This window comes from Sinosporangium siamense, assembly GCF_016863435.1.
GTDB classification, from domain to species: Bacteria; Actinomycetota; Actinomycetes; order Streptosporangiales; family Streptosporangiaceae; genus Sinosporangium; species Sinosporangium siamense.
The window spans coordinates 25,709-42,693 of record NZ_BOOW01000026.1 but is presented as its reverse complement, the minus strand read 5'-3'; the positions used below and the strand labels follow the sequence as shown (position 1 = coordinate 42,693).

Genomic DNA, 16,985 nt, shown 5'->3' with positions numbered 1-16,985 from the left:
CGTCCGGTGACCGCCCGCACCGCGTCCCCCGTCAAGAGCAGCAGGCTGGTGCGGCTGGTGTCGGCAGTGCCGGCCGCGCTGGTCGGCGGGCGGGTCGACCCGCCCGTCCCCCGCCGGCCCGGCTTGCTCATCACCCTGCCCGGCCGCCTGTTCGCCGGCAGGAGGATCGACCTGGTCTTCGCGGCCGACGTGCTGGCGGCCCTCGTGCTCACCGTTGTGAGCGCGGACGAGCTGATGAGCCGGACGCCACTCCTCCTCAATGGGCGTAACCCCGGAAGCGGACTGGTGATCGCCCCTTTCGACCTCGAACGGTGGCTCCTGCCGCTGCTCTTCGGCGTGCTGCCGCTGATCCTGCGGACCCGCTGGCCGCTGGGCGCCTGGCGGCTCTCCGTGATCGCGATGGTGCTCTTCTGGAACTCGCACCCCACCAGCCAGATCTACTACCCGATCTATATCGTCATCTCGCTCTGCGTCTACTCCGTGGCGGTGCGCTGCAAGGGCGAGATCACCGCCGTCGTCTGCGTGCTCACGACCCTGACCACGCTGACGTGGAACTCCGCCGCGCTCCTGCCGGGCATATTCCTCTTCTCCCTGATCGGAGTGTTCGGCCACACCGTCCGGGTACGGCGGAGCCTCGAAGGCGAGGCCGAGCGTGCCGAGGAGGCCGAGGCGGCTCGTGCCGTACTCGAGGAGCGATCGCGCATCGCCAGGGAACTGCACGACGTCGTGGCCCACCACATGTCGGTGATCGCCATCCAGGCCGAGGCGGCGCCGCTGCGCGCGGCGGGGGATCCGCGCGAACTGGAAGCCGGGCTGAAGGAGATCCGGAGCATGTCCCTGGAGGCGCTGGCCGAGATGCGGCGTGTGCTCGGCGTGCTGCGCGACGAGGAGGGCAGGCGCGACACGGCCCCGCAGCCCGACCTGCGGCGGCTTCCCGAGCTGGTAGTCAACGCGCGCGCGGCGGGGTTGTCCGTCACGGCCTCCTCGGCGGGCGACATCGGCGATCTCCCCGCCTCCGTCGGGCTGTCGGCCTATCGCATCGTGCAGGAGTCGCTGAGCAACGCCATGCGCCACGCCCCCGGGTCCGCCGTCACCCTCACGATCGAACGCGGGTCCGCCGACCTGCTGCTGCGGATCGAGAACGGCCCCCCGGCCACCCCGCCCGAGGCCGCCAAGGACAGGGCGGGGCCGGGCCACGGGCTGATCGGCATGGTGGAGCGGGCGACGATGCTGGGCGGCACCCTGATGGCGCGGCCTACCCCGGGCGGGGGGTTCGCCGTGACCGCTAGGCTGCCGATCGCGGATGAGGGGGTGCGGTGACCGTCAGAGTGCTGATCGCCGACGACCAGGGCATGGTGCGCACGGGGTTCCGCGTGTTCCTCGGCACCCAGCCCGACATCGAGGTGGTGGGCGAGGCCGCCGACGGGGCGCAGGCCGTCGAGCTGGCGGCCGAATTGTCGCCCGACGTGATCCTGATGGACGTGCGCATGCCCGTGATGGACGGGCTGACCGCCACGAGAAAGCTCCTCGGCGGGGAGCCCGGCAGCCCGTTCAAGGTGCTCATCCTCACGACATTCGACCTGGACGACTATGTGTTCGAGGCGCTGCGCGCCGGGGCCAGCGGCTTCCTGCTCAAGGACGCCTCCGCTCAGGAGCTCGTCGAGGCGGTGCGGGTGGTCGCGGCGGGCGACGCGCTGCTCGCCCCCTCGGTGACCAGGCGGCTGATCGCGGAGTTCGTCCGCCTGGGCGGGCCGCGCTCGCCGTCGCCGCGCAAGGTCGGGCATCTCACCGAACGCGAGACCGAGGTGCTCACCCTCGTGGCCCAGGGGCTGGCCAACCTGGAGATCGCCGAGCGGCTCTACATCTCGGAGCAGACCGTCAAGACCCACGTCGGCCGCATGCTGACCAAACTGGGCCTGCGCGACCGCGCCCAGGCCATCGTCTACGCCTACGAGAGCGGGCTGGTCCGGCCCTCCTGAAGGACTGTCGTGCACCGCCGGTCCCACCTGGGTGTGACAAGAAAGATCACTCACTGCGGTGACGCGCGCCACCTGCGGTGATTTCTAGCCTCTTGCCCCGAAAGTTGGGATTCGGGATGGGGGCTCACATGCGCTGGAAGGTGCTCACGGCGGTCGCCCTGGCCGCCACGACCATACTCACGATGACCGCCGCGGGCGGACGTGACGGGCCCGGGGAGCGGCTGATCCGCGTCTACGGCGACCTCGCCGCCGCGCGCGGCGTGGCGATCGTCGTGCCAGGCTCGGACACCACGGTCGCGACCTTCGAACGGCGGGGCGCCAAGCCGTACAGCACCCCCGGAGGCGGCGCGAAGGCGCTGCTGGCCGAGGCGCGCAGGCTCGGGGAGGATCCGGGCCTCGCCGTGGTGGCCTGGCTCGGCTACGACGTCCCTGCGACCCGCAGCCTCGCCGTCGCCATGGACGACGCGGCAGAGGACGGCGCCGCGGCGCTGCGGGAGACGATCGCGGGGCTCGCGGGCAAGCGGGTGACGCTGCTCTGCCACAGCTACGGATCGGTCGTGTGCGCCAAGGCGGTCCGCGGTACGGCGGTGGCCGACATGGCGGTCTACGGCAGCCCGGGGCTCACCGTGGATCACGCGCGGGAGCTCGGCGGGGTGCGGCTGTGGGCGGGGCTCGGGAGCGCGGACGGGATCCGCAATGTCCCGAACGTCAGGATCGGGCCGTTTGGATTCGGGAAGGATCCCACGGAGCCCTCGTTCGGAGCGCACCGGTTCGTGACCGGGGGCGCCGGTCACAGTGACTACCTGCGACCGGGATCGGAGTCGCTGCGCAACCTGACCCTGATCGCGCTCGGCCGCGTCTCGGAGGTGAGCCGTGTCCGCTGAGAACTCCTCCACGGCTTGCTCCCAGCCGGCTTCCTCCCAACCGGCGGAGGTCACCGTGCCGGCGCGGCAGCCCTCCCCCGCCGCCCGCGCGGGCGGCGGGCTCCGGGCGCGGTGGGCGGAGCTGGCCGTGCGGCTCGACGCGGAGACGCCGCCGGAGCGGGATCGGGCCGCCGACGCGTTGCGCGCCCTGGCGATCGGCGGGGTGGTGCTCGGCCACTGGCTGGTCACAGGCTGGGTCACGACCGAGTCCGGCAGGCTGGCGACCTCCAGCCCGCTGGCCTTCCAGCCCGCGCTCGCGCCCCTGTCGTGGGTGTTGCAAACGCTCGCGGTGTTCTTCTTCGTGGGCGGTTACGCCGCGGCCCGCAGCCTGAGCGGCCGCGCGCCCGGCGCCGGCGGCGCGTGGGTGACGGCGCGCCTCCGGAGGCTGCTCGGGCCCGTGGTGCCGCTGCTGGCATGCTGGGCGGTGCTGATCCTCGTCCTGTGGGGGCTCGGCATGCACCCGCGTTCGATCCGGGCGGTGGCGATGCCCGCGCTGGGGCCGCTGTGGTTCCTCGCGGTGTTCACCGCCGTGACGGCGCTGACCCGGCCCCTGATGCGGCTCAACCCCGCGGCCACCGCGGGGGCGATGGTCGCCGTGGTCGTGGTCGTCGACGTGGTACGGCTGACGCCCGGCGGGCCGGCCGGCCTCGGCTGGGTGAACGTGGCCGCCGCGTGGCTCGTGCCGTACACGCTGGGCATCGCCTGGGCGCGCGGCGGGCTCGGCGGGCGGTGGACCGCGTGGGGGCTGCTGCTGGGCGGGGCGGCGGGAATGGCGGTGCTGCTGGCGGGGTTCGGCTACCCGGCGAGCATGGTGGGGGTGACGGGCGCGAGGGCGTCCAACCTGTCTCCGCCCACGCTGGCCGCGGTCTGCTTCGGGCTGGCACAGGTGGGGCTGGCGCTGCTCGTGCGCGGGCCGCTGGCGCGGGCCATGCGCCGCCCGGGGGTGTGGGCGGTGGTGGCGCTGGTCAATCTGGCGGCGATGACGTTGTTCCTGTGGCATCAGACGGTGCTCAGTGCGGCGGTGCTGGCGGCGGCGCCGTTCACGGTGGTGCCGGGGCTGCTGGGGCCTCCGGCCGATGCGGGGTGGATCGCGCTCCGCGTCGTGTGGGGGCTGGCGTTCGGCCTGGTGCTGGCCGCGGGGGTGGGACCGGTGCTCATGCGGCGGCTGAAGCGGTTTTAATGACAGGGTGTCGTTATCTACTTGACGGGCTTCTCCAAAGATTGCGACACTTCGTCGTGAAAGCATACGTGACGGCTGGTCACAGTACGACGCCTCTCAGCGCGATCAGAGTGAGCCTTATATGACCGATTCGCCCTTCTCCGAAACCCTCAGGAACGCCACCTGGGGCGACCACTCGGAGGCCGAGGCCGGGATCTACCTCAAGGAACTGATGGCCGGGCGGCTCAGCCCGGAGGTCTACGGGGAGATGATCGCCCAGCACTACTTCGCCTATGTCGCGCTGGACGGCGCGGGGCGGGCGCTGGCGGACGATCCGGTGGCGGCGCCGTTCGTGCTCCCGGAGATCTTCCGGGAGGAGGCCCTCGTGCGGGACCTCACCACCGTCTACGGGCCGTCCTGGCGGGACAGGATCACACCGAGCAAGTCCACCCTCACCCTGGTGGCGCGGCTGAACCAGATGGCGGACTGGCCGGGCGGTTATGTGGCCCACCACTACACGCGCTACCTCGGCGACATGTCGGGCGGGCAGTTCATTCGCATGGAGCTCCAGAAGATCTACGGCTACCAGCGCGGCGGGGGTGTTGACTTCTACTACTTCGACATCGGCAGCCTCCCCCGCTTCAAGCAGGAATACCGCGGCAAACTCGACGCCATGCCGATCGGCGACGACGAGAAGCAGCGCATCATCCGCGAAACCCGGCTCGCCTACCAGCTCAACACCGAGGTGCTGACCGACCTCGGCCGCGCACTCCGCACAGAAACCGCGGCCTGACCGCCCTTCGCGGACAACACGAACCGCGACTACCTGTGCGACGATGGGAGCATGCCCCGGATCTCCGCCGCCACGATCGGCGAACACCGTGTGCAGACCCGCGACCGCATCCTCGAAGCGGTCGCGCGGCTCTCGCGTGAGCAGGGCATCGACACCATCTCGCTGACCGACGTGGCGGGCGAGGCCGGCATCACCCGCACCGCGCTCTACAACTACTATCCGGACAAGGCCGCGCTGCTGCTGGCCTTCACCGAGCGCGTCACCAGCTACTTCATCGAGAGCTACGAGCGCGAGCTGCCCGCGGGGGCCTCCCCGGGGGAGCGGCTGCGGGCCTTTGTCCGCCTTCAGCTCGCGGGCCTCCTCGCCCACCCCCATCCCGGCGCGGCCGATCTGGGCGCCACCCTCGGGCCCGACGCCTACCAGCGCCTCGCCGACCACGTGGCCCCGATGCAGCGGGTCCTGTGCGAGATCATCGAGAGCGGGGTCGCCTCGGGCGACTTCCAGGCCGACGACGTGCCCGCCACCGCCCGCGTCATCCTGGCGATCATCGGCTCCGAGCGCATCCCCCTCCTCGCGGGCTCCAGCACCCTCCCCGACGCCGAGACCCGCCTCACCGGCTTCATCCTCCGCGCGCTCGGCCGCCCGTCCCCCGGCTGACCAGGCCCCCTCCCCAGCAGGGGACGGAACATGGCAAAACGTGCAGAATAGGCCAATGAGCACTGGTGCTCCGGACAACGGTCATATACACCTCAGCTCCCCGCAGGGGCGCTGGATCCTCGCCACCACCATCCTCGCCTCGGGCATGGCGCTGCTCGACGGCACCGTGGTCAACGTGGCGCTCCCGGCGCTCGGCGAGCAGCTCGACGCCGGCATGGCGGGGCTCCAGTGGACGGTCAACGCCTACACGCTCACCCTCGCCGGCCTGATCCTGCTAGGGGGATCCCTCGGCGACCGATACGGCAGGCGCAAGATCTTCCTGATCGGCGTCGCCTGGTTCGCGCTGGCGTCCGCATTGTGCGGGTTCGCGCCCACCATCGAGACCCTGATCGCGGCGCGGGCCCTCCAGGGGATCGGCGGCGCGCTCCTCACCCCCGGCTCGCTGGCGATCATCCAGGCGACCTTCGTCCGGGCCGACCGCCCCCGGGCGGTGGGCGCGTGGTCGGGGCTCGGGGGCGTGGCCGCCGCCGTGGGGCCGCTGCTCGGCGGATGGCTTGTCGAGACCGTGGGGTGGCGGTGGGTGTTCCTGCTCAACCTGCCGGTCGCCGCCGTCGTCATGGCCATCGCCGTACGGCACGTGCCGGAAAGCCGTGACACCCAGGCGGCCGGCCGGTTCGACGTGCTCGGGACGCTGCTGGCCGCTCTGGCGCTGACCGGGATCACCTACGGGCTGATCGAGGAGGGGGCGGGGCTGCTCATGATCCTGGCCGGGGTCGCGTGCGGGGCGGCCTTCGTGGTGGTGGAGATCAGGCGGTCGCGGCCCCTGGCGGGCGCCCCCGGCGGGCACGGCGTCCTGGCCGGGCGGCCGAATCCCGGTCGTCCCGGCGGCGACGGTGTGAGTGCACTTGTGCCTGTCGGGTTGTTCCGCGACCGGGTGTTCAGCGCGATCAATCTGGTCACCCTGGTGATGTACGCCGCGATGGGGGTCGTGTTCTTCCTGCTCGTCGTGGAGTTGCAGGTGGCGGCGGGGTTCTCACCCGTGGCGGCGGGGTCGGCCATGCTGCCCGTCACCCTGCTGATGCTCCTGCTTTCCGCGCGGGCGGGTGAGGTCGCCCGCAGGATCGGCCCGCGGCTGCCGCTGACCGCCGGCATCCTGTTGTGCGCGGCGGGGATGCTGTGGATGAGCGGGATCGGCCCGGGATCGCACTACCTGACCGATGTGCTGCCCCCGGTGATCGTGTTCGGTCTCGGCCTGTCGGCCGCCGTGGCGCCGCTGACGGCGACCGTGCTCGCGACCGCCGACGAGCGCTACGCAGGGGTGGCCAGCGGGATCAACAACGCGGTGGCGAGGACCGGCGGCCTGCTGGCCGTGGCCGCCGTGCCGCCGCTCGTGGGCCTCACCGGGGACGCCTACCGCGACCCTGCCGCCTTCACCGCGGGGTTCGGCACGGCGATGGTCGCGAGCGCCGTGCTGATGGGGGCGTCCGCGGTCATCGCGTTCACCTCGGTCCGCCGCAACGTGCTGGCCGAGCCGGAGGCCCGCGAGCCGGAGTGCCACGTCCACTGCGCGGTCACCGCGCCTCCCCTGGAGCCGGACCACTGCAAGCCCCTGCCCTCCCGCTGAGGCGAGGGCGCGGGAAGCAGGAGCCCGGTCAGAAGGTGAAGCGCTGGGAGCGCACGCTGTTGTCGAAGTTGGACAGCAGCAGCTCCGGCTCACCCACCGCGGCGATGCCGGGCAGCCGGGTGAACAGCTCGCGGAACATCGTGCGCATTTCCTGCCGGGCGAGGTTGGCGCCGAGGCAGAAGTGCGGGCCGGGACCGCCGAAGCCCACGTGGGGATTGGGTTTGCGGGTGATGTCGAACCGCCCGGCCTCGGGGAAGACCTCCTCGTCCCGGTTGGCCGAGCCGTAGAACAGCACGACCTTGTCGCCGGGGCGCAGGTGGAGGCCGCGCAGGTCGTAGTCCTGGGTCACGGTGCGGCGGAACTGCATGATGGGGGACACGTGGCGGACCATCTCCTCGATGGTGCCGTTGATGTGCGCGTCGAAGTCCGACAGGAGCAGCTCACGCTGATCGGGGTGGTCGGTGAGGAGCTTGATGCCGTGCGCCATGGTGTTGCGGGCGGTCTCGTTGCCGGCGACGAGGAGCAGGGAGAAGAAGGAGCCGAGTTCGCGCCAGGTGAGGCGTTCGCCGTCGACGTTCGCGGTGACGAGCGCGGAGACGAGGTCGCCCTGGGGTGCGCGGGCGCGTTCGCGGCCGAGCCGGACGACGAGACGCTGGAGGGCCAGCAGCGCGAGGACGTTGGCGCCCGCCATGCGGAGCGAGCGAAACAGGCTCGGCCGTACTCCGGTGTAGGCGGTCGAGACGTCCACGTGGGCGTGGACCCGTGCGCGATGTTCCGCGGGGATGCCCATCATGTCGCAGATGACGTGGATGGGGAGTTTGGCGGCCACCTGGCGGACGAAGTCCTGAGGACCTTCGGCGACGGCGTCGTCGACGATGCGCGCGCAGGCCCGCTCGATGTCCCCCTGGAGGTTGGACAGCATACGGGGGCTGAAGGCACGCGACACGATGCGCCGCAGCCGCGCGTGGCGGGGGTCGTCCATGTTGACCATGGACTCGCCGAAGACGTGCTTGACCCAGCCGGGGGGTTCGGGACTGGTCACGGCGGGCTCGCTGGAGAAGACCGCGGCGTTCCTGCCGGCCTCGACGACGTCGGCGTGGCGCACCAGCGCGTAGAAGCCCCTGCCGGACCGCAGGAGAGGCACCCGGCGCTCCTCGAAGAACACCGGGTGCTCCAGTTGCCGCAACCTGGCGAAGGCCTCGTGCCTCTCCTTCGGCGGGCGGCGCCAGAAGGAGAGGTCCGCCAGGTCCAATTCAGGGGCAACCACAGTCGTCACGCTCACATCCTGGCATGTCGCGCTTCGGGGTCGTGACGACTTGATCCGCACCTAATTCAGGTACGGCGCAAGGTGCCTGTTCAGTGCTCCCGAGCCGAGGTACTTGCCCACCGTGTGAAAGTCGATCCAGTCGAGGTTGACCACGACGTCCAGGTCCACGCCTCCGAACTGCCCCGCGAGTCCGGGTGGAATGGCCGCGATGTCGTCCTTGTCAGCGATGTTGATCCAGCGCCCCACGCCCTTGGGGCGTTCGCCCCGGTCTTTGATCGGCGAAGGCACCAGCCGTTCGAAGATCACGTCCCGTAAACCGAGCGGGCTGCCCAGCGTGATGAGCAGGTCCACCTCGATGTCCGGATTGGCCCAGAGAGCCTCGTAGGTGACGACGCTGCCGAGGGAGTGGGCGATGACCACCCTGGCCTCCTCGCGCCTGATCGTCTCTGCGACCTCCTGGACGCAGGCCGCGCGTGCTCCGGGCCTGCCGTCGAGGTAGGCCGTCACCTCGGGGCAGAACAGCCCGGCGAACGAGATGGCCCGCTCGTCCAGGGTGTCGAGCAGCCATTCCATGAGTCTGCGCAGCGCCTGGGTGAGCGCCTCACCCGCCTTGCTTTTGACCGCGTCGAGTTGTCTGGCCCATTCGATGAAGACCCGCTGCTCCTCGACCGCCATGGCACGCACGGCGGCGGCCTTCTTTGGAGCGTTCCCGAGCTTTTGGACTACCCTGTTTTCCTTGAGCAGATGCGCGTAGTACGCAACGCTCTTGATGTAGGACTCCCCCGAATAAGCACGACCACCGGTGAGCCCCGTGTGCAGATAACGGTCCCATTTGCGGCGCATCGCCTCGGCGGCGCCGCTGGAGCAGTGACCTGCATCTTCGTAGTAGTTGTGTTTACCGATCCCATGCACGCCGACGATGGCCGCCACCGCGTCTCTCCTCTTACATCCCCCGGGCCCCTGGCACACTCTGCCGGACCCGACAAGGCACCACAACTCACTTTCGAAAGACAACGGGCACAATTCACTTGCTTCACCGGCAGACCCCGTAGATATCCTGGCTATCGGCCCGAAACGCCGCTGGTAGCGCGCCGTTCTCACGGTCCTCCAGCCCTCCCGACCACCCCGAAGGAGCACCGCCATGCCCGGCCCGCTCGTCGTGCGCGGCACCATCGTCATCCCGGACACCGAGCTGGGATGGCGGTTCTCGCGCGCCTCCGGACCTGGCGGCCAGGGGGTCAACACCACCGACAGCCGGGTCGAGCTGATCTTCGACCTCGGCGCCACGACCGCACTCGGGCCGGCCCTCAAGGCCCGGGCGCTGGAGCGCCTCGCCTCCCGCCTGGTCGACGGCGTGATCACGGTCGTCGCCTCCGAGCACCGCTCCCAGCTCCGCAACCGCGCCGCAGCCGAACTCCGCCTCGCCGAGCTGCTCACCGAGGCCGTCGCTCCCCCGCCGAAAAGCCGCCGCGCGACCAAGCCCAGCCGTGGGGCCGTCCAGCGCAGGATCGCCAACAAGAAGCACCGCTCCGAGGTGAAGCGCCTCCGCCGCGACGTTCACTGACCGGCACCCCGCGGAAAGCTCGCTCCGGGCCCCGTGCGAACCTGGGGACGCGGGCAGACGATCACGCCGTGCCCGCCCTCCGCCCATCCCCGGGCCGCCCACGAGCCCGCGACGAGGAGCCGACGATGAGCCCGCAGCCCCCCGCCGTCCCCACGCTCGTCCCCAGCGTCCGCGCCCTCGTGCTCGACGGCGACCGGCTGCTGCTCTTCCGCCGCACCGTGCCGGGCAAACCCGTCTACTGGTCGATCCCGGGAGGACACGTCGAGCCGGAGGACGCCACCCTTGAGCACACCCTGCACCGCGAGGTGTTAGAAGAGCTCGGCGCCACCGTCGAGGACGCCACCCCGCTCGCCGTGCTGAGCTGCCCCCGGCCCGACGGCGTCAAGATCCAGCACGTGTACGGCTGCCGCCTGGTCACCCTCGACCCCGGCCTGCGCTGCGGCCCCGAGTTCACCGACCCCTCACGCGGCCTCTACGAACTCGTGCGGCTGCCCCTGGAGAGCGGCGAGGTCGCCGCCCTCGACCTGGTGCCGCCCGAGCTCTCGGACTATCTGGCCCGGCACATCGCCACTCTCCCGGACCTGATCGGCCGGAGCGCTGTCAGTCGATGAGCGGGATGAGGTCGGCCACCGAGTCGGCCACCATGGACGGGCGGAAGGGGAAGCGGTCGATCGAGCCCCTCGCCGTCACCCCGCTGAGCACCAGGATCGTGTAGAGCCCGGCCTCCATGCCGGACACGATGTCGGTGTCCATGCGGTCGCCGATCATCGCGGTCGTCTCGCTGTGCCCGTCGATGGCGTTGAGCGCGCTGCGCATCATCATGGGATTGGGCTTGCCCACGAAGTACGGATCGACCCGGTGGCCTTGGTGATCATCGCGGCCACCGCCCCGCAGGCCGGCAGGGAGCCCTCGTGGGAGGGACCGACGGCGTCGGGGTTGGTGGCGATGAAGCGGGCGCCGTTCTCGATCAGCCGGATGGCCTTGGTGATCGCGGTGAAGCTGTAGGTGCGGGTCTCCCCCAGCACGACATAGTCCGGGTCGATCTCGGTCAGCACGTAACCCGTCGCGTGCAGGGCCGTGGTGAGGCCCGCCTCGCCGATCACATAGGCGGAGCCGCCGGGGCGCTGGTCGTCGAGGAACCTCGCGGTGGCCATCGCCGAGGTCCAGATGGACTCCTCGGGCACGTCGAGACCGGTGGCGCGCAGCCGCACGGCGAGGTCGCGCGGGGTGTAGATGGAGTTGTTGGTCAGCACCAGGAAACGTTTGCCCGAGTCGCGGAGCCGGCGGACGAACTCGTCGGCCCCGGGCACCGGATGGCCCTCCCTGACCAGGACGCCATCCATGTCCGACAGCCAGCACGTGATCGGCCTGCGCTCACTCACCATGTCCTCCGTCGAGCAGACCGGACCGACCTTGATCCGGTGTCGCACATCTTAGAGCTTTCTCCCCGAACGTCCCCTCTTCGGGGCAGTGCGGTGGGCACGTGTGCGAATCACCGAAGGCCCACGTCAGGAGTGTGGAGAACTCGACAAGCCACGGGCAGCGAAAACCATGAAGAATGCTCGCATGTCGCTTCTTCAATCAGCCCAGGACATGAGTGACGAGCTCCGCAGGATCCGCCACGCTCTCCACGCCGAACCCGAGATCGGTCTCGACCTCCCGCGCACACAGGAGAAGGTGCTGCAGGCCCTCGACGGGCTGCCGCTGGAGATCCACACCGGCCGCTCGCTCTCCTCGGTCACCGCGGTGCTGCGGGGCGGCAAACCCGGTCCCGCCGTGCTGCTGCGCGGGGACATGGACGCGCTTCCGGTCCAGGAGCGCAACGCTCTGCCGTACATCTCCAAGCTGGACGGCAGCATGCACGCCTGCGGTCACGACCTGCACACCACGATGCTCGCCGGGGCCGCCCACCTGCTGGCGGGGCGGCGGGAGGAGCTGGCGGGGGACGTGGTCTTCATGTTCCAGCCGGGCGAGGAGGGCTTCGAGGGCGCGAAGTACATGATCGAGGAGGGGGTGCTGGACGCGGCCGGGGAGCGGGTGGTGGCGGCCTACGCGCTGCACGTGGTGTCGGCGATGCTGCCGCCGGGTGTCTACTCGTCGCGCCCCGGACCGCTCCTGGCCGCCGCCGACACCCTGGTCGTGACGGTGCGCGGCCGGGGCGGCCACGGCTCGTCCCCGCACCGGGCGCTCGACCCGATCCCGGCGGCGTGTGAGATGGTGACGGCGCTGCAGACGATGGTGACGCGTGGCTTCGACGTGTTCGACCCCGTGGTCGTCACCGTGGGCAGCTTCCACGCGGGCACCGCCGACAACATCATCCCCGACGAGGCCAGGTTCGAGGCCACCATCCGCACCTTCAGCAAGGCGAACCGCGCCGCGGTCAAGGAGCGTGCCGTCCGCCTGGTGACCGGCCTCGCCGAGGCGCACGGGCTGGAGGTCCGGGCCGAGTTCGGCATGGGCTACCCGGTCACGGTCAACGACGACACCGAGGCGGCGTTCACCGGCGACGAGATCGTCGAACTGTTCGGTCCCAGCCGTTTCTTCGTCGCTCCCCAGCCGGTCACGGGCGCGGAGGACTTCTCCCTGGTGCTGGAGGACGTCCCGGGCGCGTTCGTCTTCCTCGGCGCCTGCCCGCCGGAGCGCGACCCGGCGACCGCCGCCTACAACCACTCGCCCGAGGCCGAGTTCGACGACGCCGTGCTCCCCGACGGCGCCGCGCTGCTCGCCCACCTCGCCATGACCCGCCTGGCCCGCTGACCCCAGGACCGCTCCACACGCCGCTCAGCGCGCCGTGAGGCCACCCGCGCCGCTCTCCCGTCATCTACGGGGGTGGCGCGGCCGGCTTCCGCCGTACGGCGGTCTCCCGGCGCGTCGTACGGCGGGAGCCGGGCCGGCCGCGGGACCGGTCCACGGGGCCGGGCGGCTCGTGTCCGTCCCCCGGGTTCGTCGCCGACCAGGAAGACCTCAGCCAGCCCGCGCCAGGACCTGTGGGAGCGCTTCAATGGACCGATGACGCGAACTGAGATCAACGGTCACCCCGTCCCGCCGGCCAGACCTCTCGCCCCTGCCGTCTTCAACTACGGGCATTTCACCGCCATGCAGGTCAGAGGCGGGAGGGTGCGCGGGCTCGATCTGCATCTGGACCGGCTCTCGGCGGCGACGCGCGAGTTGTTCGGCGGGGAGCTCGACACCGGGCAGGTGCGCTCCCATATCCGCCACGCCCTCACCGCGGAGGAGGACGCGTCGGTGCGCGTCTACGTGGTCGGGGCACCGGAGGGACGGCCCGACATCGTGGTGACCGTGGCGGAGCCCGGCGCGGCGGACGCGCGCCCCTGGGTTCTCACCTCGGCCGTCTACCAGCGCTATCTCCCCCACATCAAGCACGCGGCCGGGTTCCCCCAGGCACACCTGCGCGCGGTGGCGGCCCGCGCCGGTTTCGACGAAGTGCTGCTGGTCGCGCCGGACGGCACGGTGTCGGAGGGGGCGATCAGCAACTTCGGCCTCTTCGACGGCACGTCGGTCGTCTGGCCGGACGCCCCGATGTTGCGTGGCACCGCGATGGGACTCGTCGAGGCGGGACTGCGGAGGCGCGGCGTGCCCTGGGTCTCTCGCAGGGTGCGCCTTTCCCACCTTTCCGAGTACGCCGCGGCTTTCACCGCCAATTCGCGGGGGATCGCCGCGGTGGAGCGCGTCGGCGACGTAGTGTTCGACTCCGCGGCCGACATTCTGAAAACCGTGACCGAATGCCACGACGAGAATCCGTGGGACCGCGTCTGACCGCACGCACGGGGTGTTCGGGAAAGGGCCGCTTCAACGAGCCGACCGCCTCTCGATATGGGATAGCCGAGAGGCGGTCGTGGCCGCTGATCGAAGTGTCGCCACTGCGATCGCTGACAAGTGAGGCGGGTCTCATCCGCCCGAGCGGCGCCGATGCCCGGCGAGGACTCCGGCCGGCCGTCGTGGGACGAGATGGAACGGACTTGCATTCACCGCGTTCGGCCGATGCGCGTTCTCGGGCGGCCGGACCGGCTTTCAGTGCGACGGGTGCCACCGTCGGCGGCGGCACCCCGGGATCAGGTCAACTTTCGTCCTTGATCCCATGTCGCACCCGGTACCACACCGGTATGACGAACCAGATGAACACGAACCCGAACAGCATGACAGCGCCCATGTACGGCGCGGCCACCAGGCCCATGACATCCAGGACGAGCACGAAGGCGAATCCCATGGCCAGCATGAGCAGGCTCAGGCCGATGAGCGTCAGCCTGCTCGACAACGAGATCAGCCTCTGCTTCAACCGCCGTCCGGAGACGATGCGGTGGAAGGGGGCCGGTGCGGTGAGAAGTGCCGCGGCGAGCATGGTGGTCACCAGCGCCGCCACATAGAGCCCACGCTGCCCTGCGGTTATGGTGGCGAATCGCGGCATGAACGCGAGAGCCATCAGGAAACCCGCGAGAGCCTGCACGCACGTCTGACCGATCCGCACTTCCTGGAGCAGCTCGGCGTAGCCGCGGTTCAGTCTCTGAAGGGGCGATTCCGGCTCGTGCGCTGCCTGAGCCGGCTGAGCGGCCCCCTCGGCCGGAAGCGGACGCAGCCGCTGAACCGCCGCCGACACGGGAGCGGGCTCCACTGCCGAGGCTGCCCCCGCCTGGACGGAGACAGCGTCATACGTTGGTAATCGGATACGAGAGGACTGTGCCATGGTTCTCCCTTACTTCGGGGAATTCCGATCGGCATCGCAGGAAAGCGACCCGTACTTACTTGTATCCCTCGCCCGCTTCATGAGGGAACTCCCACAATCCGGAATGTCTGCCTCAAATTTCCGGATCTGGAAACTTTGACATAATTTCCCGGAGAAGAAAGGCTGCTCTTCTATTCCGACCCAGATCGCTCCGCCGTCGCGAAACGACCACGACAACCCCAGCTTAAACATTTATCGAGGCGAGCGCTTCAAGCGCTTCCTCGGCACGGCGCATCGACTCGCGAGGGTCGGCCTCAGGGGCACCGATCTCCTCGTCGAAATTGAGGTCGTGGAACACCTCTGTGACGCCTTTGGCGGAGAGCTCCGCCACATCGGCCCGGATTTCCTCATAAGACCCGGTGAGCGGGCGGCGGGCGGGATCGCCGCCGGGCCGCACCCTTGTCACCCCGCGGACGACGAAGGACAACATCGAGGGGTCGCGCCCCGCCTCCCGGGCGGACTCCTTGACCACTGCGATCTGGGTGCCGATGTCGCGCAGATCGGCGCTACTGGCGCTGATCCAGCCGTCGGCGATCCGGCCCGCGCGCCGCAGCGCCGGCTCCGCGCTGCCGCCCAGCAGAACGGGTGGCACCGGATCCGGCCGCGGCTCCTGCCGCGAGGCGGGCAGGGAGTAGAACTCACCGTCATACTCCGCCACCTCCTCGGTCCACAGTCTTCTCAGCACCTCGACGAATTCCTCGGCCCTGCGCCCTCGCCCTTTGCTCGACACGCCGGAGACCGCGAGCTCCTCAGGCATCCATCCCAGCCCGAATCCCGCCGTCAGACGCCCGCCCGATACGGCTTGGAGCGTCGTGAGCTGCTTGGCGAGATATGCCGGAGAAGCGAACGGCATGTTCAGCACCGCGACGCCGAGTCGCACTCTGTCGGTCACACCGGCCACGTAGGCAAGTGTCGTCACGGGATCGTGGACACTCCGGTAGAACGGAGCAAGCGTACGTCCCACCGGCGCAAGCAACCGCTGAAAACTCCACACACCGTGATATTTGAGATGCTCTGCACGAATCGCGATGCGGGCCATATTGGCTGGTGTAGCCCACGAGCCGGAGACGGGCAGGCCGAAGCTGATCTTCACACTGCTACTTTAAATCGATCCAATATAACAAACCACTCGTTGTGAAGATGGCGGCCTGGCTATCCTGACTCGTTCGGCTGGTGGTTCACTGTCTGCCATGCCCCAAGCCCCCCACCTCGCGCAGACCCCCGCCGCCCCCTCCGCGGCGACGCCGCACGACACAGAACGGCACGACGCGGCGCAGGACAACACAGCGCAAGACAGCACGGCGCAGGACACCACGGCGCCGCACGGCACAGGGCAGCACGGCGCAGCACAGGTCAACACAGCGGCGCACAACACGGGGCAGCACGACGCGCTGGTCCGGCGGATGGCACGCCTCGCCGCCGAGCACGGCGGCCACGACGCGGTGGTCGTGCCGACCAGGCCCGATGTCGTCATCGTGCGCGCGGGTGACGTGGTGGTGAAGGCACACGCACCGGGCATGGAGCCCGGCCCTCTGCGGATGCGCATGCGGGCGACCGCCGCACCCGCGATGAGCGGTGTCCTGCTCCCCCCGCTCAGCGTCGAGGTGACCGAGACCCACGACCGGCTGGTGACGGTCTGGCCCGCCGGCGAACCCGTCGACCAGAGCGACCCCGACGCCGCCCCCTGGGAGGAGGCGGCGCGGCTGCTGGCCGCCCTGCACTCCGTCCCCGCCGAGGCCCTGCCCCCGCTGCCGCCCGCGCACGGCCCCCGCAGGGCCGCGGGCCTCGTCGCCGCACTCACCGGCGACGGCCCCGAGGAGCGGGTGATCCGCCGCGCCTTCGCCACGCTGCCGCCTGAGGCGCGCGGCGAGCGGCCGCACCCACGTCCCGCGGTGACGCACGGCGACTGGCACATGGGCCAGCTGGTGCGGCGCGGCGACTGGATCCTCATCGACGTCGACGACCTCGGCCTGGGCGACCAGGCGTGGGACCTCGCCCGGCCCGCCGCGTGGTTCGCCATAGGGCTGCTGGAACGCTCCCAGTGGGAGCGTTTCCTCGGTTCCTATCTGGCGGCCGGCAGCCCCGCACTGGGCGACGGAGCGGACCCGTGGGCCCGGCTCGACATACCGGCGCGGGCGCTATCGGCGCAGCTCGCGGCGGCGGCGGTGGCCAAGGCGCGCGAGCAGTTCCGGCCGCTCGACGAGGTGGACGCGCTGCTGGTGGACACATGCGCCAGGATTGTGAGTGCGGGAGGAACGCCGCCATAGGGTCCCCACGC

Annotated in this window: 16 protein-coding genes and 1 pseudogene; 12 read left to right on the top strand and 5 right to left on the bottom strand. The window is 70.5% G+C overall.

Features of this window, described 5'->3' with window-relative positions; all coding sequences use genetic code 11:
* Positions 1-6 precede the first annotated feature (6 nt).
* The 7 genes from Ssi02_RS19330 to Ssi02_RS19300 all read left to right on the top strand — a co-directional run bounded on the left by Ssi02_RS19330 (position 7) and on the right by Ssi02_RS19300 (position 7,135).
* Positions 7-1,320, top strand: a complete 1,314-nt coding sequence (locus tag Ssi02_RS19330) for a sensor histidine kinase (protein WP_204027350.1) — start codon at positions 7-9, stop codon at positions 1,318-1,320.
* A complete protein-coding gene (locus Ssi02_RS19325; protein ID WP_204027348.1) occupies positions 1,317-1,979 on the top strand; it encodes a response regulator in 663 nt (220 codons plus the stop codon). Before Ssi02_RS19330 ends, Ssi02_RS19325 begins: the two co-directional genes overlap by 4 nt.
* 128 nt (positions 1,980-2,107) lie before the next feature.
* Positions 2,108-2,863, top strand: coding sequence for an alpha/beta hydrolase (locus Ssi02_RS19320; RefSeq protein ID WP_204027346.1), 756 nt, complete (start codon positions 2,108-2,110; stop codon positions 2,861-2,863).
* Entirely contained in the window at positions 2,853-4,082 is a 1,230-nt protein-coding gene (locus Ssi02_RS19315) for an acyltransferase family protein (RefSeq protein WP_204027344.1), read from the top strand. Before Ssi02_RS19320 ends, Ssi02_RS19315 begins: the two co-directional genes overlap by 11 nt.
* Positions 4,083-4,203: 121 nt before the next feature.
* Entirely contained in the window at positions 4,204-4,854 is a 651-nt protein-coding gene (locus tag Ssi02_RS19310; protein WP_204027342.1) for a biliverdin-producing heme oxygenase, read from the top strand.
* 51 nt (positions 4,855-4,905) lie between these two features.
* Entirely contained in the window at positions 4,906-5,511 is a 606-nt protein-coding gene (locus Ssi02_RS19305; RefSeq protein WP_204027340.1) for a TetR/AcrR family transcriptional regulator, read from the top strand.
* A gap of 55 nt (positions 5,512-5,566) precedes the next feature.
* Complete coding sequence (locus Ssi02_RS19300; protein WP_204027338.1) at positions 5,567-7,135, top strand: MFS transporter; 1,569 nt, start codon at positions 5,567-5,569, stop codon at positions 7,133-7,135.
* A 28-nt stretch (positions 7,136-7,163) separates the two neighbouring features.
* Here the strand turns inward: Ssi02_RS19300 and Ssi02_RS19295 are convergent, their stop codons facing one another.
* Entirely contained in the window at positions 7,164-8,411 is a 1,248-nt protein-coding gene (locus Ssi02_RS19295; protein ID WP_204027336.1) for a cytochrome P450, read from the bottom strand.
* Between the two features lie 51 nt (positions 8,412-8,462).
* Complete coding sequence (locus Ssi02_RS19290; RefSeq protein WP_204027334.1) at positions 8,463-9,332, bottom strand: hypothetical protein; 870 nt, start codon at positions 9,330-9,332, stop codon at positions 8,463-8,465.
* A gap of 211 nt (positions 9,333-9,543) precedes the next feature.
* Between Ssi02_RS19290 and arfB the strand changes: the two genes are divergently transcribed.
* Both arfB and Ssi02_RS19280 read left to right on the top strand, forming a co-directional pair.
* Entirely contained in the window at positions 9,544-9,966 is a 423-nt protein-coding gene (gene arfB / locus Ssi02_RS19285) for an alternative ribosome rescue aminoacyl-tRNA hydrolase ArfB (protein WP_204027332.1), read from the top strand.
* 125 nt (positions 9,967-10,091) lie between these two features.
* Positions 10,092-10,577 (top strand): NUDIX hydrolase, encoded by a 486-nt coding sequence (locus Ssi02_RS19280; protein ID WP_204027329.1) that lies wholly within the window; start codon positions 10,092-10,094, stop codon positions 10,575-10,577.
* Here the strand turns inward: Ssi02_RS19280 and Ssi02_RS19275 are convergent.
* Positions 10,567-11,351, bottom strand: a pseudogene (locus Ssi02_RS19275) (HAD-IIA family hydrolase). The gene Ssi02_RS19280 and the pseudogene Ssi02_RS19275 overlap by 11 nt on opposite strands.
* 208 nt (positions 11,352-11,559) lie before the next feature.
* Here Ssi02_RS19275 and Ssi02_RS19270 point away from each other — a divergent pair.
* On the top strand, positions 11,560-12,723 hold the full coding sequence (locus tag Ssi02_RS19270; protein WP_373870174.1) for a M20 metallopeptidase family protein: 1,164 nt from the start codon (positions 11,560-11,562) through the stop codon (positions 12,721-12,723).
* Positions 12,724-12,975: 252 nt separating this feature from the next.
* Positions 12,976-13,743 carry an aminotransferase class IV gene (locus tag Ssi02_RS19265; RefSeq protein WP_204027325.1) on the top strand — a complete coding sequence of 256 codons (768 nt, stop codon included), beginning with the start codon at positions 12,976-12,978 and terminating at the stop codon, positions 13,741-13,743.
* A 301-nt stretch (positions 13,744-14,044) separates the two neighbouring features.
* Here Ssi02_RS19265 and Ssi02_RS19260 read toward each other — a convergent pair whose 3' ends face one another.
* Positions 14,045-14,581, bottom strand: a complete 537-nt coding sequence (locus Ssi02_RS19260) for a DUF6328 family protein (protein WP_204027323.1) — start codon at positions 14,579-14,581, stop codon at positions 14,045-14,047.
* A 310-nt stretch (positions 14,582-14,891) separates the two neighbouring features.
* Positions 14,892-15,800 carry a TIGR03619 family F420-dependent LLM class oxidoreductase gene (locus tag Ssi02_RS19255; RefSeq protein ID WP_204027321.1) on the bottom strand — a complete coding sequence of 303 codons (909 nt, stop codon included), beginning with the start codon at positions 15,798-15,800 and terminating at the stop codon, positions 14,892-14,894.
* A 97-nt stretch (positions 15,801-15,897) separates the two neighbouring features.
* Here Ssi02_RS19255 and Ssi02_RS19250 point away from each other — a divergent pair, with 97 nt between their 5' ends.
* Positions 15,898-16,974, top strand: a complete 1,077-nt coding sequence (locus Ssi02_RS19250; protein ID WP_239129083.1) for a phosphotransferase family protein — start codon at positions 15,898-15,900, stop codon at positions 16,972-16,974.
* Positions 16,975-16,985 lie beyond the last annotated feature (11 nt).

Excerpts from the sequence above, each read along its gene's own strand:
- Ssi02_RS19320 (WP_204027346.1), top strand. The coding sequence starts at position 2,108 with ATGCGCTGGAAGGTGCTCACGGCGGTCGCCCTGGCCGCCACGACCATA.
- Ssi02_RS19310 (WP_204027342.1), top strand. The coding sequence starts at position 4,204 with ATGACCGATTCGCCCTTCTCCGAAACCCTCAGGAACGCCACCTGGGGC.
- Ssi02_RS19305 (WP_204027340.1), top strand. The coding sequence starts at position 4,906 with ATGCCCCGGATCTCCGCCGCCACGATCGGCGAACACCGTGTGCAGACC.
- Ssi02_RS19300 (WP_204027338.1), top strand. The coding sequence starts at position 5,567 with ATGAGCACTGGTGCTCCGGACAACGGTCATATACACCTCAGCTCCCCG.
- arfB (WP_204027332.1), top strand. The coding sequence starts at position 9,544 with ATGCCCGGCCCGCTCGTCGTGCGCGGCACCATCGTCATCCCGGACACC.
- Ssi02_RS19280 (WP_204027329.1), top strand. The coding sequence starts at position 10,092 with ATGAGCCCGCAGCCCCCCGCCGTCCCCACGCTCGTCCCCAGCGTCCGC.
- Ssi02_RS19270 (WP_373870174.1), top strand. The coding sequence starts at position 11,560 with ATGAGTGACGAGCTCCGCAGGATCCGCCACGCTCTCCACGCCGAACCC.
- Ssi02_RS19265 (WP_204027325.1), top strand. The coding sequence starts at position 12,976 with ATGACGCGAACTGAGATCAACGGTCACCCCGTCCCGCCGGCCAGACCT.
- Ssi02_RS19250 (WP_239129083.1), top strand. The coding sequence starts at position 15,898 with ATGCCCCAAGCCCCCCACCTCGCGCAGACCCCCGCCGCCCCCTCCGCG.